Annotated in this window: 17 protein-coding genes; 7 read left to right on the top strand and 10 right to left on the bottom strand. The window is 48.5% G+C overall.

Annotation, left to right across the window (positions count from 1 at the left end; translation table 11 throughout):
• Positions 1 to 39: 39 nt before the first annotated feature.
• Entirely contained in the window at positions 40 to 864 is an 825-nt protein-coding gene (locus J8N69_RS08060; protein ID WP_227804010.1) for a helix-turn-helix transcriptional regulator, read from the bottom strand.
• Positions 865 to 1,433: 569 nt separating this feature from the next.
• On the opposite strand from J8N69_RS08060, the gene J8N69_RS08065 reads away from it, so the two are divergent.
• The 6 genes from J8N69_RS08065 to J8N69_RS08090 all read left to right on the top strand — a co-directional run bounded on the left by J8N69_RS08065 (position 1,434) and on the right by J8N69_RS08090 (position 7,890).
• Positions 1,434 to 2,768: a glutamine synthetase family protein gene (locus tag J8N69_RS08065; RefSeq protein ID WP_168823690.1), complete on the top strand. Its 1,335-nt coding sequence runs from the start codon at positions 1,434 to 1,436 to the stop codon at positions 2,766 to 2,768.
• Between the two features lie 324 nt (positions 2,769 to 3,092).
• Positions 3,093 to 4,184: a polyamine ABC transporter substrate-binding protein gene (locus J8N69_RS08070; RefSeq protein WP_168823688.1), complete on the top strand. Its 1,092-nt coding sequence runs from the start codon at positions 3,093 to 3,095 to the stop codon at positions 4,182 to 4,184.
• Between the two features lie 74 nt (positions 4,185 to 4,258).
• The gene (locus J8N69_RS08075) at positions 4,259 to 5,419 is read left to right on the top strand and encodes an ABC transporter ATP-binding protein (protein ID WP_168823686.1); all 1,161 of its coding nucleotides are present in this window, start codon (positions 4,259 to 4,261) and stop codon (positions 5,417 to 5,419) included.
• A complete protein-coding gene (locus J8N69_RS08080) occupies positions 5,416 to 6,348 on the top strand; it encodes an ABC transporter permease subunit (RefSeq protein ID WP_168823684.1) in 933 nt (310 codons plus the stop codon). The genes J8N69_RS08075 and J8N69_RS08080 overlap by 4 nt, the downstream gene beginning before the upstream one ends.
• Positions 6,348 to 7,157 carry an ABC transporter permease subunit gene (locus J8N69_RS08085; RefSeq protein WP_168823682.1) on the top strand — a complete coding sequence of 270 codons (810 nt, stop codon included), beginning with the start codon at positions 6,348 to 6,350 and terminating at the stop codon, positions 7,155 to 7,157. The genes J8N69_RS08080 and J8N69_RS08085 overlap by 1 nt, the downstream gene beginning before the upstream one ends.
• A gap of 28 nt (positions 7,158 to 7,185) precedes the next feature.
• Positions 7,186 to 7,890: a glutamine amidotransferase-related protein gene (locus J8N69_RS08090; protein WP_168823681.1), complete on the top strand. Its 705-nt coding sequence runs from the start codon at positions 7,186 to 7,188 to the stop codon at positions 7,888 to 7,890.
• A 61-nt stretch (positions 7,891 to 7,951) separates the two neighbouring features.
• On the opposite strand, the gene J8N69_RS08095 is transcribed toward J8N69_RS08090, so the two are convergent.
• The 3 genes from J8N69_RS08095 to J8N69_RS08105 all read right to left on the bottom strand — a co-directional run bounded on the left by J8N69_RS08095 (position 7,952) and on the right by J8N69_RS08105 (position 11,917).
• Positions 7,952 to 8,689, bottom strand: coding sequence for a siderophore ferric iron reductase (locus J8N69_RS08095; protein ID WP_168823679.1), 738 nt, complete (start codon positions 8,687 to 8,689; stop codon positions 7,952 to 7,954).
• 34 nt (positions 8,690 to 8,723) lie between these two features.
• Complete coding sequence (locus J8N69_RS08100; RefSeq protein WP_227804011.1) at positions 8,724 to 10,826, bottom strand: TonB-dependent siderophore receptor; 2,103 nt, start codon at positions 10,824 to 10,826, stop codon at positions 8,724 to 8,726.
• A gap of 194 nt (positions 10,827 to 11,020) precedes the next feature.
• Entirely contained in the window at positions 11,021 to 11,917 is an 897-nt protein-coding gene (locus J8N69_RS08105; RefSeq protein WP_168823677.1) for an AraC family transcriptional regulator, read from the bottom strand.
• A 191-nt stretch (positions 11,918 to 12,108) separates the two neighbouring features.
• Between J8N69_RS08105 and J8N69_RS08110 the strand changes: the two genes are divergently transcribed.
• A complete protein-coding gene (locus J8N69_RS08110) occupies positions 12,109 to 13,236 on the top strand; it encodes an MFS transporter (RefSeq protein WP_168823675.1) in 1,128 nt (375 codons plus the stop codon).
• A gap of 145 nt (positions 13,237 to 13,381) precedes the next feature.
• Here the strand turns inward: J8N69_RS08110 and gmhB are convergent, their stop codons facing one another.
• The 6 genes from gmhB to fmt all read right to left on the bottom strand — a co-directional run bounded on the left by gmhB (position 13,382) and on the right by fmt (position 20,064).
• Positions 13,382 to 13,939: a D-glycero-beta-D-manno-heptose 1,7-bisphosphate 7-phosphatase gene (gene gmhB / locus J8N69_RS08115; protein ID WP_168823673.1), complete on the bottom strand. Its 558-nt coding sequence runs from the start codon at positions 13,937 to 13,939 to the stop codon at positions 13,382 to 13,384.
• A 70-nt stretch (positions 13,940 to 14,009) separates the two neighbouring features.
• Positions 14,010 to 14,483, bottom strand: a complete 474-nt coding sequence (gene ybaK / locus J8N69_RS08120; RefSeq protein WP_168823671.1) for a Cys-tRNA(Pro) deacylase — start codon at positions 14,481 to 14,483, stop codon at positions 14,010 to 14,012.
• A gap of 37 nt (positions 14,484 to 14,520) precedes the next feature.
• Complete coding sequence (locus J8N69_RS08125) at positions 14,521 to 15,969, bottom strand: TrkH family potassium uptake protein (RefSeq protein WP_168823669.1); 1,449 nt, start codon at positions 15,967 to 15,969, stop codon at positions 14,521 to 14,523.
• Positions 15,970 to 16,054: 85 nt separating this feature from the next.
• The gene (trkA, locus tag J8N69_RS08130) at positions 16,055 to 17,428 is read right to left on the bottom strand and encodes a Trk system potassium transporter TrkA (protein WP_168823667.1); all 1,374 of its coding nucleotides are present in this window, start codon (positions 17,426 to 17,428) and stop codon (positions 16,055 to 16,057) included.
• Positions 17,429 to 17,671: 243 nt separating this feature from the next.
• A complete protein-coding gene (gene rsmB / locus J8N69_RS08135) occupies positions 17,672 to 19,069 on the bottom strand; it encodes a 16S rRNA (cytosine(967)-C(5))-methyltransferase RsmB (RefSeq protein ID WP_168823665.1) in 1,398 nt (465 codons plus the stop codon).
• Positions 19,066 to 20,064, bottom strand: a complete 999-nt coding sequence (gene fmt / locus J8N69_RS08140) for a methionyl-tRNA formyltransferase (RefSeq protein ID WP_168823663.1) — start codon at positions 20,062 to 20,064, stop codon at positions 19,066 to 19,068. Before fmt ends, rsmB begins: the two co-directional genes overlap by 4 nt.

Below are 20,064 nucleotides of genomic sequence, written 5' to 3' on the forward strand. Positions count from 1 at the left end.
TACAGAGCGTTTCGAATGACCTGCTTTAAGACGCTGTTTTCATTCGTTTTTTGCTCGATCCAAGGCGTCCAAATGACTTAAAAACAAGGTAAAAATCTCAGACTGAGTTGAAGTGTCTAGTTTGGCGTGGATATTTTTGCGGTGAACCTTCACCGTACCGGCACTGATACCCAGTTCGTTGGCGATGGATTTTGAGGAATGGCCTTTGAGCAGCAGCCCGAGAATCTCTTGTTCACGAAGCGTCAACACCCCATGAGCAAAGCTTTTAAGCGCGTATTTAAGAGGGCCTGAGCTAGACGCTCTGTCGACAAACTCCCCTGCTTGGGCGAGCCAAAATTGCCGAATCAAAGCTTCCAGCATCGGGAAGACGGCTTTTAAGTTATTCAATTCAGTACGGCGTATCGAGCCCACCACTTTCTGACGACCCAATGACACAGTGCAAGTTGTCGTGTTATCGAGCTCGACCAAAATATTGATTTCATCGACGAGATCAAAGTTGCGATAGCATGTTTGATAGTATTCGGTCTCTTCAAAAGAGTCTGGCGCCATGTCGACCAAGCGATACACCCCAGGCGTAATACCGTGCTGAATGGCATTGAACAAGGGGTCGAGCAAGTAAGCTTGGTTTAAATACAGGCGCAACGTATGGCTTTGCTCGCTAGGGTCGCTGGGGTGAATGAGCAGCGGCTTTAACGCTTTTTTGTACGTCACCATGATAATGGTATCGAAATAGCACAGGTTTTTAAGCGTGCTTTCTAACGCGATGGGGAAGCTAGGAACGCGAATGTGATGGGTGAGAGACGCCAGGTCTTTCATCAGTTCAGGTAATACTAACTGCCCTCCCAAGGTGTTTTTCGGCATCATTTTAGTCCTCTTTTTTGCCCTCTATGATAGGCTGTTTGAGCTCATAAACAGCGCCATTTTGGTGCACTGAGCATCACAGATACAGATTTTGCCATCAAAAGCAGCAGACGCTTCAAGCAATCTGCGCTGCATCTATCAAGCCGATCTTTTACTCGGTTTTGGTATTTCTTTAAAAGAGATTGCTTGGCGCAAAATTTCTATCGACTTCTTTATTCTTTCTGTAGTAGAAATATGGACTTAACGCGGATGAATTGTCGACTTAGGCCGATCGAAAGTGCGTTTAAGTCAGCGTCCTAAATATTTTTTATTAATAAATATCAATAAAATAGACAGTCAAGATGAAAAGGTTACACCTATTGTAAGGTGATTTATAGACAAATGAATCTAGGTTTTCATATACCTACTCGGAGATAGTTACTCGTATCATTTGCTCAGGTTAAGGTAATTTGTATCGAAAGAATTTGGCTTGAATTATGCGTCAGCAATGAAATAAACGAATTAAAATTCGATTATCCGTTAGCACAAACACCTTCTTTCGCGGTAAGACTAATTTCATAAGAGTATATTTTATGTCGGATATGTACGAAGGGAACAACGAATTTGATCTGTTCATTACAGACCTAAACGGCAACTTACGTGGTAAGCGTATGCCAGCCAGTGGTTTAAAATATGTGATGACACAAGGGGTAAAACTGCCTCACTCGGTGATTGGCTTTGATCACTGGGGCGACGATGTTCTTGATAACGGCATGGTGTTCGAAACGGGCGACAGCGACGGGTTGTGCTTGGCCGTGCACCCTAAGCCAATTTCTGTGCCATGGGCTGAATCTGCCCGCGATCAAATTTTAGCCATGATGTACAACGCAGACGGCACGCCTTTTTACCCTGATCCACGCCAAATACTGACCCGAATTGTTCAGCGTTACAAAGACCTAGGGTATACCCCTGTGGTGGCAACGGAGCTGGAGTTCTATTTATTAGATGGCGATTCGGAAGCAAAACGCCGACCTTCGCCGCCGATTATAGTCGAAGGCAATGGCGTGCGGTTGAATAAAACCGACTGTTATTCGATTGAAGAAATGGATGGCTTAGAGGGTTTTTTTGCCGAAGTTCGCCGAGCTTGTGAGATTCAAGGCATTCCTGCAGACACGATTATTTCGGAATTAGGCCCAGGCCAATTTGAAATCAACATGAAACACAGCAACGACGCGGTTCAGGCCGGTGATCATGCGATTATGTTTAAACGGCTGATCAAAGGGGTCGCTCGCCAGCATGACTTTGGTGCCACCTTCATGGCGAAACCTTACGCGGATAAAAGCGGCAATGGCTTTCATGTGCACTTTAGTTTATTGGATGAGCAAGGAAACAATGTCTTCAATAATGGCACCGAGGAAGGTTCTAGCTTGATGCAACAAGCGGTCGCGGGGTTGTTAAATCACATGGCGGATTGCATGTTGGTGTTTGCGCCACATATGAATTCTTACCGTCGTTTCCAAACAGGCGCCCATGCACCGACCTTTGCCAGCTGGGGCTATGAGAACCGCACGGTTGCGGTGCGAATTCCGGAAAGCGACGATGTGGCCCGTCGTATTGAACACCGTGTCGCGGGGGCAGACGCCAACCCTTATTTGGTGTTGGCGGCGGTTTTAGGCGCCGCATTGCATGGCATAGAAACCAAAATGTCGCCGCCACAACCCATTGAAGGCGATGCTTACGCCTTGTCAGAGCGGTTTGAACCTTTGCCTAACCGTTGGGAGCTGGCCAGTGAATCGTTTGCGGACAGTGCCTTCTTACAAGAGTATTTAGGGGAAGAGTTTGTGCGTGTCTACGCGGCCGCAAAAGAGCAAGAGCAACTAAAAATACACGGACGTATTTCCAATGTGGAATATGAGGCTTATTTATAAGTGCTGGCTCTGCTTTATAAGTGCTGGCTCTGCTTTATAAGTGCCCTGCACTGCTTGATAAGTGCCCTGCACTGCTTGATAAGTGCCCTGCACTGCTTGATAAGTGCCCTGCACTGCTTGATAAGTTCAAGGCCTGCTTTATAAGTTCAAGACAGGGTCGAGCCGCAATAAAAATAGCAGAACAACAAGAAAGCACTGAAAAAAAACAAAACAAAAAACGCTATGAAAGGTGACAAGAAGCCCAACCAAGGCGTCACAAAAATAGCGAATACCATCACAACTGGAACCAGTCCAACAAGGTTGGCTGATAATGGGAGAACCCACATGAAACCGAATGTATTAAGTTTATTAGTGGCAGGCGCCGCCTCTACTTTTGCGTTAAACAGCCAAGCTGAAGACGTCTTGAATATCTATAACTGGTCGGATTATATGGCGCCAGGTGCGTTGGAACAGTTTAGCCAAGAGACCGGCATTAAAGTCAATTACGATGTCTACGACAGCAACGAAGTACTGGAAGCCAAGTTGATGGCGGGCGGTTCTGGTTACGATGTGGTCATGCCATCAAACTCATTTTTTGAACGCCAAGTTCAAGCCGGTGTGTACCAAGCCATCGATAAAAGCAAATTGAGCAATTACGCCAACCTAGATCAAACGTTGGCCAAGCAAATTGAAAAACACGATGCTGGCAATGTGCACAATATCCCTTATGCGTGGGGCACGATAGGCATAGGCTACAACACCAAAATGATAGAGCAGCGCTTGGGCACGACACAAATTGATTCTTGGGATATCTTGTTTGACTCAAGCATCGCCGCCAAGTTAGAAGACTGTGGTATCGCCGTATTGGATTCACCCGCCGAAATCATGTCGGTGGTGAATAATTATCGTGGCGAAGACCCTAATTCAGAAGATAAAAATGTGCTCGATGAGTCGGTAAAATTGATGGCAACGGCGCAAGACAACATTAAATATTTCCATTCAAGCAAATACATTTCTGACTTAGCCAATGGTGAAGTGTGCGTGGCGATTGGTTACAACGGTGACATTTTACAGTCGCAAAGCCGAGCAGAAGAAGCCAATCAAGGGGTTGATATCAACTTTGTGATTCCACAAGAAGGCACCTTAGTGTGGTTTGATTTGATGGCGATTCCGGCCGATGCTCCGCACCCTGAAGCGGCGCATCAATTTATCGACTTTATTCTCAAAAAGGACATTGCCGCCGCGATTTCGAACTACGTCTTCTATGCGGTGCCAAATACCGCCGCGGAACCACTGTTAGACGACGAAGTAGCGAACAATAAAGGCGTGTACCCAACACAAGCCGTAAAAGAAAAACTGTTCGTACAAGTGGCTCACACCGCGCGCTTCGATCGCTTGCTGACGCGGGCGTGGACAAATATTAAGACAGGGCGTTAAATCGTCTGCTGTGCGTGGACGGCACGCTTGAGTGCCGTCCTTGTTGAATATTAACACGCTGACAGGTGGGTATTATGTCTGTGTCTTCTGTTTCTCCCTCTCCTATCGTGACGTCTCAAACGATGCCTGCTTGGCGTCAAAAAGAGGCAGAACCCTTTGTTCGCATTGAGCAAATACACAAGAATTTTGGCGACTTTGCCGCGGTGAATAATGTCTCGTTGGACATTTATAAAAATGAGTTGTTTTGTTTATTGGGCGGCTCTGGCTCGGGCAAAAGTACCTTGTTGCGTATGTTAGCGGGGTTTGAGACCCCAACATCAGGTCGTATTATCATCGATGGTGTGGACATGTCCAATGTGCCACCGTGGGAACGCCCCGTTAACATGATGTTCCAGTCTTACGCCTTGTTTCCGCACTTGACGGTGGAAGGCAACGTGGCGTTTGGTTTAAAGCGCGAAGGCTTGCCCAGTGCTGAGGTGAAAAAGCGTGTCGCAGACATTCTTGATATGGTTCAGTTGGGGCATCTTGCACGTCGTAAACCTCATCTGCTATCTGGCGGTCAGCGTCAGCGTGTGGCGTTGGCGCGGTCTTTAGTGAAACGACCTAAGCTGCTATTGCTGGATGAGCCGCTTGGCGCGTTAGACAAAAAGCTACGAGAAGAAACACAATTCGAGTTGGTGCGTTTGCAAGATGAGCTGGGCATTACCTTTGTGGTGGTGACGCACGATCAAGAAGAAGCCATGACGCTGGCCACGCGCATTGGGGTGATGAACAACGGCGTGATTGTGCAAACCGCTGAACCACATGAAGTTTACGAATATCCGAGTAATCGTTTTGTGGCGGAATTTGTTGGCAACGTGAATTTATTTGACGGCACTGTGGTGTCGGATGAGCGAGACAGTGCGACCATTCATTGCGCCGACACCAACGGCTTGATTTACCTCGACCATGGCATCAGCTGCGCGCCTAATCAGTCTGTCTGTGTGGCGCTTCGACCAGAAAAAATGCGCATTACCCGCGACGCACCCACGGCGCAACATAATACCGCGAATGGCATTATCACCGAAGTGGCGTACATGGGCAGCCAGTCAATCTACAAGGTGCGCTTGGCGTCAGGTAAAGAGGTTCGTATTACCCAACCCAATACTCAGCGCGACACGGGAGAGCGGTTAACCTGGGATGACGTGGTGTACTTGTCTTGGGACGCGGACAGCAGCGTGGTACTGACATCATGATAACCACCACGACCAATACGACACGTCTGACGCTATGGCAGCGACTACAAGGCATTCGGTTGGGGCGCTGGTTGGTGATTTTGGTGCCTATGCTGTGGTTGGCCGCGTTTTTCTTCATTCCTTTTTTGGTGGTGTTTAAGATTTCGCTGTCGGAAGCCATGATCGCGGTGCCGCCCTATTCGCCTTTGTTGGAGTGGGACCCGAGCCGCGCCTATGCCACACTCAAAATTACCTTTGGTAATTACTTATTCTTGTTCGAGTCGCGCTTTTATTTGGATGCTTACCTAAGCTCTTTACGCATCGCGGCGGTGTCTACCTTTTTCACCTTGATTATTGGTTTCCCTGTTGCCTACTTGATCGCCAAAAGTGGCCCAACCATGCGCACCGTGTTGCTGTCCTTGGTTATTTTGCCATTTTGGACGTCTTTCTTGCTGCGGGTTTACGCTTGGATGTCCTTGCTGAAAAAGAACGGTTTGGTTAACGAAACCCTGTTGTCTCTGGGATTGATTGATCAGCCATTGCAAATTTTACAGACCGATGTGGCTGTGTATATCGGCATTGTTTATACCTATTTGCCTTTTATGATTTTGCCCTTGTATACCTCTTTGGAAAAAATGGACATCAGCCTGATCGAGGCCGCGAAAGATTTGGGCGCGAAGCCTTGGCGCGCTTTTTGTCTGGTGACGTTACCATTGGCCAAGCCCGGCATTATCGCAGGGTGTTTGCTGGTGTTTATTCCCGCCGTGGGCGAGTTTGTCATCCCAGCATTGCTGGGGGGGTCTGACACCCTAATGATTGGTCGTGTCTTGTGGGATGAGTTCTTCCTTAACCGGGATTGGCCATTGGCGTCTGCGGTGGCGATCATCATGCTAATTGTTTTGGTGGGCCCGATTATGTTTATGCGCAACGGCAATAAGGAGGCGATGTAATGAAAAATCATTCCTTAGCGTTAAGACTCAGTGCGGGCTTTGGTTTCTTGTTTTTATACGCGCCGATTGTTGCCCTGATGGTTTACAGCTTTAACGAATCCAAATTGGTAACGGTATGGGGCGGTTGGTCACTTAAATGGTACGTCGAGCTGTTCCAAAACAAGCAGATTATGGACGCGGCGTGGGTGAGCTTAAAAATAGCCTTTATCAGTGCGACGTTGGCCTCGGTATTGGGGACATTGGCCGGCTTTGTGCTGAGTCGTATGGGCAAGTTTCGCGGTAAAACCATGATGGCCGGTTGGGTCACTGCCCCTTTGGTCATGCCAGAAGTGATTACGGGGTTATCTTTGCTACTGCTGTTTGTGGCGATGGAAAACCTATTTGGTTGGCCCGCGGGGCGCGGTTTGACGACCGTTATTATCGCTCACACCACCTTTTGTTTGGCGTTTGTCGCGGTGGTGGTGCAGTCTCGTCTGGCGTCAATGGATGAAACTTTGGAAGAGGCGGCGATGGATCTTGGGGCGAAACCGGTGTCACTGTTTTTCTTAATCACCTTGCCATTGATTGCGCCAGCGATATTATCGGGTTGGTTGCTGGCGTTTACCTTATCGCTTGATGATTTGGTGATTGCCAGCTTTGTGTCTGGGCCGGGTAACTCGACATTGCCTATGGTGATTTTCTCCAAAGTACGCCTTGGTGTTACGCCAGAGATTAACGCCCTAGCAACCTTAATGATACTCGTGGTGGCCATTGCGGTGATTGCTGCAATTGTTATTATGCGTCGTCAAAGTCGAATCCAAGAACCATAAATAGAGTGTTTTTCGAGGTAAATTGTTCATGAAAATAGGCATTCTTGCGGCGGGTATTACGCCGGATGCGTTACGCTCTCAGTATCCGACGTATGCGCAAATGTTTGCACAACAGATTTCAGCCTTGGCGCCGAGCTTGTCGTTTGAAATATTTGATGTGCGTTTGGATCAGTTCCCTAGCGACGCGGACGACTGCGACGGCTGGTTGATCACAGGCTCTAAATCTGACGCCTACGGTGATGAGCCATGGATTACGCGGTTGTGCGAACTTATTCGAGAGGTGGACGGTAAAGGCCAAGTGCTGGTGGGGATTTGCTTTGGCCATCAGATCATTGCTCGCGCCTTGGGTGGTCGCGTGGCTAAATTTGACGGTGGCTGGGGCGTGGGCGTGCATAATTACCAAGTGGCGGATAATATGGCGACGCCATTAGGGCTTAAAAACCTCGCCTTTTGCGCATTCCACCAAGACCAAGTGGTGGAAAAGCCGGCCAAGATGACGAGCTTTTTGAGCAATGATTTCTGCCAGCACGCAGGTTTGATCTACAAAGACCGCATCTTGACGTTCCAAGGTCACCCAGAGTTTTCTAAGGCCTATGAAATGGCATTGATCGATCTATACGATGGGGTCACTCTCACGCCAGAGGAGGCCCAAAAAGCACGCCACAGCGTCCAGCAAGAAAACATTGATAGCCAACAGCTGATGGCTTGGATTGGCGCGTTTTTGCAAGGCTAACGCCTAGCGCTGCCTTGCCCTTGAGCATTCTTTTGGTCTGCATGAAGGCGTCTGAAAACACTCAGCACGCCATTTTCGCACTGCGTTTATGCAGCCTTGGGCAATTGGCACACAACTCACCCTGATCACGACGAAAGTGTAAGCAGCAGGTATGGCGCACAAAAACAGGCGCGGCGGCAGTTTGTGGGGCGAGCCCTGCGAGTGGTTTCAATGGCAAGTTCATCGCGTGCGCCCAACGGCAAAAATCTTTTTCTAGGGTGTGTTTTTGCTCGTCTGGCAAGACGTTCCTGACGGCAATTAAGGCGCTCATTAATTGGTCGGCGAGCAAGCCTTTATAAAGCGCGGGTCGTCCGCCAAAGGCCTCAACATGGGCGGTTTCAAAGGGCATAAAAATCCTATTGAGCTGTTCGCTGGCAGCCTTAATAAGCGCCTCATGGCAGCCCTCTTGCCACTCGCCATCGGCTAAGACATAACCCGCGATCATTTCACCCTGTTGTTTTTGTTCTATTTCGTGCAAGCTCAAGGGCACCGCCTTGAGCTGATAAACCGAGATCATGGCAAGATAGATAGGCTGCCAACACACCAAGCCCCAGCAACGCACACGCCAATAAGGCGCACCCGTTTCCGGGTGCGCCTCGCGTAGTGTTTGATGCAAAGCCTGAAGCGCCTGTGCTGGTTTTTCTGAAGACAAAAAAACTGTGTCTATTTTTGACTCAGCAGAAACGCTTTCTTGTCCATCTAAGGCCGCTATATACGACTTCGCCGTCCTGAAAAGACGATCTAAAAGCCTTTCCACCATGTATCTTTACCTCTGATTGTCGATCATAAGTCGGCTAAAACTCATAACGACCGCTGATTTCAAAAGACCGCTCATCGCCGAACCAGCAATTGGAGGCGTCGTAGCAGCTGTAATAGGTGTCATTAAACGCGTTGCTCATGGAGAACTTGACACTGGCGCCTTGCCATTGTGCCGACAGCTTAGATAAGTCATAACCTATGGACAAATCGACCAAGGTGAAAGACGGCACCGTATTAGAATTTGCGGCATCGAGCTGCATTTGACCGACATAACGTACGCCCGCTCCAAAGGACGCCCCGGTTAAATTCCCTTCTGTCGGCACATAGCTTAGCCAAGCATTAAATTGCTTTTCAGGTACCCAGATAGGCGTATTGCCTTCTATGCCGCTGTTGTCTTTGGTGACTTCAACATCTTGCAAGGTGTAAGCGGCTTTGACTGTTACGTCAGCTGTAATGGCTTGTTGTAACTCCAGCTCGATACCACGAGAGCGAACTTTGCCCACTTGGATTTTGTCGTAAGCGGAACCGTTTGGATCGCGTGTTAACACTTTGCTTTTAATGATCTCGAAGGCGGTTGCACTGGCGGTCATATTTCGTCTTGTGTATTTTAGGCCTGCTTCTCTCTGATCGGCGGTGGATGTATCAAAGGTATTGCCATTTCGGTCCGAGCCTGTGATGGGTTCGAAACTTTGCGCGTAACTCACAAACGGCGCTAAGCCATTATCAAATTCATACAACGCACCGACTCGGCCGCTAAACTGGCTCTGATCGACTTCCGTGTTGGTGGCCGCGCCGTATTTTCGGCCTTTTTCAGTCGCTTTAAACTGATCATAGCGGCCGCCCGCAATCAGCACCCACTGGTCTAGGCGTATTTGATCTTGCAGATACACACCGGTTTGCTCTTTGTTGATGGTGAAATCGCTGCTGTAACCTGAGGCGGCAAAATCTAGGCTGCTACTGATGATTTGCTGATGGTCTGGATTATAAAGGTCGATACTCGGCGCCGCCGCGTCTTCATAAAGAATGTCTGATTTTAGTTTTAAGTAATCCACACCGACCAAGACATTGTGCTCGGCATCCCCAATATCAAATACGCCCGAAAATTGGTTGTCTATATTGATGCCTTCGGATTTTTCGTCAGTGAGATAAGCGCGGCGATTTAGGGTTCTTTCATCATTGTCTAACGAGGTGGAATAGGTGTTTTCTTGGTACGCTTTGGCGGTGGTGAAACGAGCATTCTGTAAAAAGCGCCACGTGTTGTTTAGGTTGTGGTCGAGTTTATAACCAAGCAAAAGCACGTCTCGATCATAGGTTTCCCAATTACTGTCGCCAGCGTAGCTATCGGACGACAAGGTGCCATTGATATTGTCGTAGACGGTGCCTTTTGACGGTAAAGAGGAATAGACGCCCATGCTGGGGTCTTTTTGGTAATACAGGTTTAGGTTAAGCATGGTGTCATCGCTGATTTTCCAATCAATAGAGGGCGCTATCATGATGCGCTCTTCTTCTGAGGTGACAGCTTGTCCGTCTTTCTGGCGAAGCAGCCCGACGACACGATAGTTCAGATTATGCTTGATCGCGCCTGTGCTATCGATTTGTGTTTCGCGTTTATTGTCACTGCCAAGGGCGACGTCAATACTGTGTTCGCTGTCGGCTTGCGGCGCTTTACCGATGAGATTCACCATGCCACCCGGTGGCATAGCACCATAAAGCGTCGAAGTTGGGCCTTTGAATACTTCCACTTGCTCTACGGCTGCCATGTCAATTTGTGGCTGTAGGTTCCAATCGTTATAAAGCAACTGCAACCCGTCGTAATAGGCTTTGTCATTTTCAAACCCTCGAATATTGAAGAAATCCAATCGTGTGACGGCACCTCCGCGCAGCTCTGTATTAATCCCAGCGGTATAGCGAACCGCTTCGGCAACGCTTTCTATGCCTCGTTGTTGCAGCTCATCCTGCGTTACCACGGAGATGGCTTGCGGCGTTTCTTCTGGGTCTAATTGCGTTTTTGTTGCTGTGTTGCGGTAGGTCTGCCCCTTAACTTCCAATGTGGTTAGCGAACCGTCGATGACCGTGCCTGTGTTGTTGACGCTTTCTGCCGTTTCCGTGGCGAGGGAATAAGACGACACTGAGGCCATTGCGATGGCAAGCAAAGAGCGTTAGAAATGTGCAACTGGTTTCATGATAACTCCGAATATAGAACGAATCAATATTGATAATGAATATCATTCTATAGATGGTGATAAATAAAACTTAACCTTTTGGTGCATCATAGCCCTTGTCTTGAACTACCGCTTGAGCGCTTTCAGGCCAGAGCAAGAGGTGCTGAAAATCACCTTGGCTCGATTGGCAGCCAATATTCCATGTAGCTCAACGGGCTGTTCGGGTCGTAGTCTGCTGCATATTTTTCTAGTTCAAAGCCAGATACGCCGTTGTAATTCGAATCGGGTAGCCATTGATGAAGAAACCATCTTACCGCCAGCTCGATCGCGTGTACTTTTCCATGCACGGGAATAACGGCGTATTCTTGTCGCGGTACATGGATGGTCTCGGCGTGTTCTGGCGCATGGTTTTGGTCCTGATACCCAGCCCAATAACAGATTGCGTCGGGCTGTTCGGGATGGTCGCGGGTATCGATAACCCCAATGGCTTGAGCGTCGCTTGCGTGCGTTTTTTTAGTCTGTGTTCTTTTAGTCTGTATAAGGTCCGCCCAAATTTGCGGTACTCGCTGCAGAAAATTAGGCGATGAAGAAAAAGGTCCGTAAATCCAGTCGTGCTTACCTTGTATTTGAAACGCGTCGACGCTTTCGATGCGGATTTGAGTGAAGACGGTTGGCGCTTCATTGGACGCGTACTGTGGGCTTCTATAGCGTAACGGTGTGCGCAAGCCATAGCGCTTTCCTCGTTGTCGATAATCCCGAGGGGTACAGTTGAACATGTGCTTAAACGCTCGACAGAAGCTTATTTCGGAGTCAAAGCCACATGAAATGGCAATATCTAGGTGTTTGTTTTTACTGGACAGTAACAGTTCAGCGGCCTTGCTTAAACGCAATTCTCTAATGTATTGGGCGACGGTCAGCCCCGTAGCTTCGCCAAAGACACGTTGGAATTGCCAACGTGACCAACAGCTTTTTTCAGCCAGGTTGGCCACATGAATAGGCTCATCTAAGTGCTGATGAATGTATTCTAAGACCCTTTCGATACGGGTTAGTCTGCTTTGAAGTGTCATAGGGGTATTTTTGTTAAAATAATAACCATTATCATCTAAACGCCCTGCTATGCCAATCTGTTTTGTGTGGCAGAGGATTTTCTTTGCGCTCTATTAATTAATCAAGTTGCGTGATTAAATTCAAATTCAAACGCTTTTCTAATCGGTTTACTTGAAAAAGCCAACAACAATAAAAATGGATAACGCTTGCTATGAAGGAATTCCCACGAACGGCGCTGTATTGCGCGATGTTTCTGGCGGCTGGTGCTGCCTCTGGGTTGCTTGGCCCAAGTCTGATTTATTTGGCGGGGTTAATTGAGGCATCGGTTGCTGAGATTTCGGTCGTATTTACGGCGCGAGCCATCGGCAATATCCTCGGTGCTTTGTTGGCTGGGCGCATGTTTGATCGTTGGCAAGGCCATCACTATCTTATCGTTATGTTGCTGTGTGTGATTATCAGCTTGGTGTTGGTGCCCTTTTCGTTCAGTTTGCCGATGTTAGTGGGGTTATTCTTTTTGCTGGGGGCGACAGAGGTTTCGGTCAATGCCGGAGGCAATATGATGATGCTGTGGCTGCATAAGGAAAAAGTCGGCTCTTACGTGACGATTTTGCATTTATGCTACAGCGCGGGCTGTATGTTGGCACCATTGATCTTGGTGTTTGCCGAGTGGACTGGGCAGGGTTACGGTGCGGGTTATTGGCTGGTGGCGTTGTACGCTCTTGTGTTGCCGTTTTTGCTCTGGCGCCAACCGAGTCCGACTTTTGAGGCAAGGCCCAATGAGGTGGTGCCAGCCACCAAACAGAAAGCCACCTTTATTGCCTTTTTGACGGTGATTTTTTTGTATGTGGGGTTTGAGATCACTATTGCAGGCTGGATCAGTACGTATGCTGTGTTGTCGGGCGAAGATCAAAATAGCGCAGCGATTTTGGTGACGTGGTTTTTTGTGAGCTTGTCGCTTGGGCGTTTGTTTTCCGTGGCGTTATTGCGTTGGATCAGCCCTCAGCAAGGGATTTTCGGACTTTTGTTGATCAGCATTACGGGCAGTTTGATGATGTTGTCTGATGCCTCGTTGATCGTGATCGCCTTGTGGTTAGGGCTGGGATGCTCGGCGTTTTTCCCTATGCTGTTTTCCTTTGCCAATAGCATTATGTCGCTGAATGGTAAGCGCACAGGGTTTGTGTTTGTGTGTTGCGGACTGGGCGCGCTGGTGGCGCCATCCCTAACCGGGCCTATTATTGAGGTGTTTGGTGTGGCGACCTTCCCGTACTTGTTACTGGGACTGGCGTTATTAATGGGGTTAAGTTGGTTACGACTGTCAGCCATGACCCGAAGTAAATAGTATTGTTTACGGTTAAACTGACTGACTGACAGTAAGTAAGTACTTACTTCTACCTGAGCGCCTACCATATTAGTGCTCACTGTCAGTTAAAGATCGATGGTCAGTTAAATGACGGCTTGATACGCAACCAGCATAAGCTTACCAATCAACTGTATTTATGCAGCGTGGCAATGGTGAACGCGGCCAAGTCGGTATAGACAGCGAATGGAAAGTCTATTGCCTTGTATTGCGTCTCACGGCCTTTTCCCGTCAACACTAATACTGGCGAGCAACCACGGGCATTTCCCGCCTGAAGGTCGCGTAGAGAGTCTCCGACCATGATCGCTGGGTGGTCTTCGAACGATAGTCCTAGTTCTGCTTCAATGGCTTCGATCATGCCGCTTTTGGGTTTGCGACAGTGGCAGTCATCATCAGGGCCATGAGGACAATAGTGAATGCCCGCAATTTTGCCACCTTCTGCCTCAACCAGTGCGGTCATTTTGTCGTGCATGGCGTGCAGCGTGGAGTCGTCATAATAACCGCGGGCAATGCCTGATTGATTGGTGACAACGAACACCTGAAAGCCGGCTTTCGACAGAGCAGCGATGGATTTTATACTGCCCGAAATAGGTTGCCATTCGTCGACGGATTTAACATAGGCGTCTGAGTCTTGATTAATGACGCCGTCGCGGTCTAATAAAATAATGGGTTTGGTTTGCGTCATAGAGAATCGCCTTATTTGTGAATCAAGTTGAAATGCTGGTTGTGCGGCTTTGAACACACTTGTCGTACGGCTATTTGGTTTCGCCAATGGCGGCAAAGATAGCGCCACGACACGCCAGACTCAGATCGTTTGGCGTTAGGCCAATATCCAGACCTCGCTGCCCACCGCTCACATAGATTTTTTCAAACGCCTGCGCACTCTGGTCAATACAGGTGACGAGGCTTTTCTTTTGCCCTATTGGACTGATGCCGCCAACCAAATAGCCCGTGAGCCGTTGGGCATCCTTCGCGTCCGCCATGCGCAATTTTTTTACCTTCAAGGCGCTGGCGGCGCGTTTTAAATTTAACGTGCCCGTGACGGGCACTATGGTAACGAAGGTGTTTTTGTCGTCGGTGACCAGCAGTGTCTTGAACACACACGCGGGGTCGAGATTTAGCTTCTCGGCGGCCTCCTCGCCAAAATGAGAGCAGTGCGGATCATGCTCATATTCGTGGAGGCTAAACCCAATCTTGAGTTGCTTCAGCTGGTTGATGGCTGGTGTCATGGTTTTCATCCCTCTGTTTTCTAACGGCCACTGGGTGCTATTTTTGCCAGAACATAGGCGTGAACAATACCAACAAGGTAAAGACTTCCAAACGCCCTAACAACATAGAAAAACACAGCATCCATTTGGCCGGATCACTGACGTTGGTGAAACTCGATGCGACTTCACCTAAGCCTGGGCCAAGGTTATTGAGCGTGGCGGCAACAGCCGACCATGCGGTGACTTGATCCAAACCCGTCGCCATCAGGCCAATCATCAGCACCACGTAGACCAACAGATAGGCTGAGAAAAACCCCCAAACCGCGGACACGACTCTTTCATTGACCGCTTTGCCGCCCACCTTAACGGGAATAACCGCATTGGGGTGAATCAAGCGTTTAATTTCTCGCATGCCTTGCTTGAGGATTAATAAAATACGAATGACCTTCATACCGCCACCTGTTGAACTGGCACAGCCACCCACGAAGGAGGTCACTATGAGTAAGAAGGGCAAAAAGTGTGGCCAGCTTGAAAAGTCTGTCGTGCCAAAGCCTGATGTCGTGGCAATCGAGACACTTTCAAACACCGCATAACGTAAAGACGAACTCCAGTCATAAGTCGCAGTCATTGCCAGCACTAAGGTCGAAAGCGCACAAGTACTTAATAATATAAATAAGAAGAAACGGGCTTCTGGGTCTTTAAAATAATGCCAGACACTTTTGTGACGCCAAGCGTAAAAATGCAAAGCAAAGTTGCAAGCAGAGACAATCATAAAGAAGGTACAAATCATCTCTATCGCCACACTGTCAAAGTAACCAATGCTGGCGTCATGAGTCGAGAAGCCCCCAATCGCCACGGTTGAAAAGCTATGGCAAATGGCATCAAACAAGCTCATCCCCGCGATCCAATAACCTAAGGCACAGACACTGGTGAGTGTTGCGTAGATGTACCAAAGTGCTTTGGCGGTTTCGGCAATACGAGGGGTTAACTTGGTGTCTTTTACCGGTCCTGGGGTTTCCGCCCGATACAGCTGCATCCCACCAATGCCCAACATCGGCATGATGGCGACCGCCAGTACAATGATACCCATACCGCCAAGCCAGGTGAGCAACTGGCGATAAAACAAAATCGATTTAGGTAAATCATCGATACCCGTGAGTATGGTGGCCCCTGTGGTCGTCAGCCCGGATATGGATTCAAACAAAGCATCAGTGAAACTGAGGTTGGGGGTTTCCGCCAAGAAAAACGGCACCGAACCGAACAAACCCAACACGGACCAGAACAGCACAGTGACTAAAAAGCCATCGCGAATTTTCAACTCGCCACGTTCATTACGAACGGGAAACCAAAGCAAAAATCCACAGACTAAATTGATGGCGAAGGCGTATAAAAACGCTTGAACTGTGCCGTCGGAATAAATAAGAGAGACGATAATCGGTGGAATCAGTGTCACACTGAACACCATCACCAATAAGCCAATCACGCGTAAAATGACGCTAAAATGCATATGTGTTTCCCAGACCCTGTCGTTGCTTCATTCGTTGTTTTACTCAAAGCCGCTTATATTAAAAAAAGCGTAAACCTACTTGTGATTAAAAAAAGCTTAAACCTACTTGGAACAGTTGCTCCACCGCGGGAATTTGTTTTTTGTTGGTGACAAAAATGATGACATGATCTTCTGCTTGAATCACCAAATCGCCCGTGGCGACCAGCATATTGTCTTCACGTACGATGGCACCTATGGTGGCGCCTTCTGGAAGGTTCAAATTAGCAATGCTGCGCCCAACGACTTTAGAAGAGCGATAATCCCCATGGGCAACCGCTTCCAGTGCTTCTGCCGCGCCTTTGCGCATAGAGTGAACGTTGACCACGTCGCCGCGTCGGATATAACTTAATAGCGAACTGATGGTGGTTTGTTGAGGTGAAATCGCAATGTCGATCATGCCTTCCTGCACGATGTCGACATAGGCTGGGTTATTAATAATGGTCATAACCGTGCGCACGCCCAATACCTTGGCCAACATGGACGACATGATATTGGCTTCGTCGTTGTTGGTGAGAGCGCAAAAAACATCGGTGGATTCGATATTCTCTTCCAGTAGCAACTCTTGTTTTGACGCGTCGCCATGGAGCACTATGGTGTTGTTTAAGGTTTCGGATAAATACCGGCAGCGCTCTGGATCTCGTTCAATGATTTTGACACGGTATTCTTTTTCTAGACTCTGCGCCAAACGCTCCCCTATGTTACCGCCACCGGCAATAATAATGCGGCGATAAGGCGTATCTAACGGGCGTAATTCACTCATGACATCCAATACATCGCGCTGCGCGGTAAGGAAAAAGACTTCGTCATTCGCGTGAATGTGTGTATTGCCGTCTGGCGATATGGATTTACCGTCACGATAAATCGCCGCGATGCGCGTTAGGATTGATGGCATGTGCTCTTTTAGGAAGCTGATTGGCTGATCAATAAGCGGCCCGCCCTTTTCGGCTTTCACTACCACTAGCTGTACTTTGCCATCGGCAAACTCCATGACTTGCAAGGCGCCAGGATAACGAATCAAACGGCTTAAATGTTTTGTTACTTCTTTTTCAGGGCTAATGCGCACATCCATCGGAATAGCCTGATCCGCAAAAAGCTCGGGGTAATTCGCGTAAGCGCTTGATCGAACCCGACCTATTTTAGTGGGGGTTTTAAACAAGGTATGCGCAATCTGACAGGCGATCATATTGGTTTCATCTTGGCTGCTGACGGCAATCAACATATCGGCATCATTACACCCTGCTTGGTTCAACACATCTGGGTGCGAACCGCTGCCCTCAACGGTCTGAATATCAAGCCTGTCTTGCAGCTCTCTAAGGCGGTTTGAGTCGGTATCGATAACGGTAATATCGTTATCTTCACTCGCTAAGTTTTCCGCCAGTGTGGCGCCAACTTGGCCTGCACCTATAATGATGATCTTCATAATCTGCCTTAGAGCGCGGTTTGTTGTTTGGCTCTTTTAGTGTATTAATTGTTGCTTGAATCAAGTTAGGTAAGTGTACTCATATAAGGGGCGATATTTAACTTGAACTTGCAAAATAGCCGTAATTTTTTCTGGCTGTCTACGCATTCGCCGGATTACATCTTCGTGCCTCGATTCATCCGGCCTACGGTTGGTTGTGCGTGGTTGCTTTCGATGTTTCATGTGAAACACGACTTTAGGTTTCTAGGCTAGTTTTTGCAGCAAGCAATAATAGAAACCATCGTGCCCTTCTAGGTTAGGAAACAACTGACGACCATGACTAACGGGAATCCCCCACTCTATTTGCTTGTCTGGTGCTAATGAATTCAACGCCACTTCTTGGGCGTCTTCTTGGTGTGCCAGAAAATGCTGAATCTGTTGCTCATTTTCTTCCGGCATTAAAGAGCAGGTAGCGTACAACATGAACCCGCCCGGCTTCAGTGTCGTCCAAACCTTGTTAAGGATCGCTCGCTGGATGATAACGAGGTCATCAATGTCGGCGGGTTTTCGATTGATCTTAATGTCTGGATTACGACGAATGACCCCAGTCGCGGTACATGGCACATCGAGGAGGATTTTGTCGAAGTGCTCGCCATTCCACCAGGCGTCCAGATCGCTCGCATCGGCACAGATTAATTGCGCCGAATAACCGAGTCGATGCAAATTAGACTCGATTTTTTCCATGCGCCAAGGTTCTAGCTCGACGGCCGTCAGTTCAATGTGGTTGGACTTTTCTAACAGGTGACCTGTTTTGCCACCGGGCGCTGCGCAAGCGTCCAATACTTTCTCTCCAGCTTTTGGGGACAATAGCTGAGCGGAAAGTTGAGCGGCTTCATCTTGAACGCTCACAAAACCTTCTTCAAAATCAGGTAGCTCTCCCACTCGAACGGCATTTCTTAGGTACAGTGCTGAGCCTGAAAACGGCCCTTCTTCTGAATTTATACCCAATTCTACAAGCTGTGCTTGGTATGTTTCACGTGAAACTCGAGCCTCGTTGACACGAATGCACATAGGCGGATGGGTGTTACTGGCTTCAATGATTTGCTCAAAGTGTTCAGGCCAATGTTTGTTAAAACGCTTCACCAGCCACTTTGGCATGTTGAATTCCACGGAAGGTTGCGCTTCTAGCAGTGCGACGATTTCGTCCGCTTCTCTTTGGTAACGACGCAGTACGGCATTCATTAACTTGGTGGCCCAGTCCTTTTTCAGCAGTCGACAGGCTTCTACTGTTTCATTGACCGCCGCATGATCTGGGGTGTTCATGTAGGTTAATTGGTATAAACCTAAAAGCAGCACAGCGTATAAATCTGTGTCCTTTTCTTCAAAAGGATGTGCCAACAAGTGCAATGCGATGCTGTTTAGTCTTGGGTACTGCCGACAAACACCGAAGCATAATTCCTTTAACATAGGAATGTGGTCACTGGCCACTTCCGTTTGGTGGCGCGCCAGTTGCGTACTAAGCGAGCCTTGCTGAAGCAAAATATTGCTGATGACCTTGACCGCGACTTGTCGAGCGCTCTGCTGGCTTGTACTCATGTCAGACTGAAAGCTTGTGTCGGACAGGCTTGTGTTAGATGAGAAGGTATTGTCGTGTTGATTCATGCTGCTTGCTCGCTAAGGCCAAGGCGTTGACCAATTTCTAAGGCGGCTTTGTGTTTGCCGTTGAGTGCGTCTTGCACCTTCATGCGTTTACCGCCAGCAAATTGGATCTCAGTAATAAGGAGAGAACCTTGCCCAGTCGCAACGATAATGCCCTCTTTGCTCACGACCAAAATATCACCCGGTGTTGAGGCTTCATCACTGACGCTGGCAATCTGTGCCGCATGGATTTTCATTACCCCAGCAAGGCTGTTGGTATAAGCCACAGGCCAATGCGATAGGCCGCGGATTTGACGTTCGATTAGCTCTGCAGACAGCATCCAGTTTACGTCACCTTCTTGCTTGGTGAGTTTGGTTGCGTAGCAAGTGAGGCTGTCGTCTTGTTGCTCCGCTCCCAGCGTGCCCGCTTGGAACTTCTCTAGGGCTTCAATCAGCGTGCTACCGCCAAGCGTCGCCAAGCGATCATGGAGCGTTTCAGAGGTGTCTGTTGGTTTGATATCACAATGCGCTTTGAGCAACATGTCGCCCGTGTCCAAGCCAACATCCATTTGCATAATGGTGATGCCGGTTTCTCTGTCGCCAGCGATTAAGGCGCGATGAATCGGCGCCGCACCACGCCAGCGAGGCAGCAAAGACGCATGCACATTGAGGCAACCAAACTTAGGCGCCTCCAGTACGTCTTTTGGCAAAATGATGCCGTACGCCGCGACTATCATTAGGTCCGCTTTCAATGCCGTAAGTTGCGCCTTGTCTTCCTCTAGCTTGAAATTCAGCGGCTGATAAACCGGAATATCATTGGCAATAGCAAGTTGCTTCACGGGGCTTTGTACCAGCTTTTGACCACGTCCCGCAGGACGGTCTGGCTGGGTGTAAACGCCGACGATGTGATACTGGTTTTCAGCGTTTGAATCTTTCATGTTTATTAAGAGTGCCTGCAGGCTGGCCGCTGCGAATTCGGGTGTGCCAGCAAAAACAATACGAAGTGGTGAGGTTGACAT

The sequence above is a fragment of the Marinomonas profundi genome (assembly GCF_020694005.1).
Lineage (GTDB): Bacteria > Pseudomonadota > Gammaproteobacteria > Pseudomonadales > Marinomonadaceae > Marinomonas > Marinomonas profundi.

Coding starts and splice junctions, on each gene's coding strand:
- trkA (WP_168823667.1), bottom strand. CDS start 17,428: ATGAAGATCATCATTATAGGTGCAGGCCAAGTTGGCGCCACACTGGCG.
- J8N69_RS08065 (WP_168823690.1), top strand. CDS start 1,434: ATGTCGGATATGTACGAAGGGAACAACGAATTTGATCTGTTCATTACA.
- fmt (WP_168823663.1), bottom strand. CDS start 20,064: ATGTCAACCTCACCACTTCGTATTGTTTTTGCTGGCACACCCGAATTC.
- rsmB (WP_168823665.1), bottom strand. CDS start 19,069: ATGAATCAACACGACAATACCTTCTCATCTAACACAAGCCTGTCCGAC.
- J8N69_RS08075 (WP_168823686.1), top strand. CDS start 4,259: ATGTCTGTGTCTTCTGTTTCTCCCTCTCCTATCGTGACGTCTCAAACG.
- J8N69_RS08070 (WP_168823688.1), top strand. CDS start 3,093: ATGAAACCGAATGTATTAAGTTTATTAGTGGCAGGCGCCGCCTCTACT.
- J8N69_RS08125 (WP_168823669.1), bottom strand. CDS start 15,969: ATGCATTTTAGCGTCATTTTACGCGTGATTGGCTTATTGGTGATGGTG.
- ybaK (WP_168823671.1), bottom strand. CDS start 14,483: ATGACACCAGCCATCAACCAGCTGAAGCAACTCAAGATTGGGTTTAGC.
- J8N69_RS08090 (WP_168823681.1), top strand. CDS start 7,186: ATGAAAATAGGCATTCTTGCGGCGGGTATTACGCCGGATGCGTTACGC.
- J8N69_RS08085 (WP_168823682.1), top strand. CDS start 6,348: ATGAAAAATCATTCCTTAGCGTTAAGACTCAGTGCGGGCTTTGGTTTC.
- J8N69_RS08110 (WP_168823675.1), top strand. CDS start 12,109: ATGAAGGAATTCCCACGAACGGCGCTGTATTGCGCGATGTTTCTGGCG.
- J8N69_RS08100 (WP_227804011.1), bottom strand. CDS start 10,826: ATGGCCTCAGTGTCGTCTTATTCCCTCGCCACGGAAACGGCAGAAAGC.
- J8N69_RS08080 (WP_168823684.1), top strand. CDS start 5,416: ATGATAACCACCACGACCAATACGACACGTCTGACGCTATGGCAGCGA.
- gmhB (WP_168823673.1), bottom strand. CDS start 13,939: ATGACGCAAACCAAACCCATTATTTTATTAGACCGCGACGGCGTCATT.
- J8N69_RS08060 (WP_227804010.1), bottom strand. CDS start 864: ATGATGCCGAAAAACACCTTGGGAGGGCAGTTAGTATTACCTGAACTG.
- J8N69_RS08095 (WP_168823679.1), bottom strand. CDS start 8,689: ATGGTGGAAAGGCTTTTAGATCGTCTTTTCAGGACGGCGAAGTCGTAT.
- J8N69_RS08105 (WP_168823677.1), bottom strand. CDS start 11,917: ATGACACTTCAAAGCAGACTAACCCGTATCGAAAGGGTCTTAGAATAC.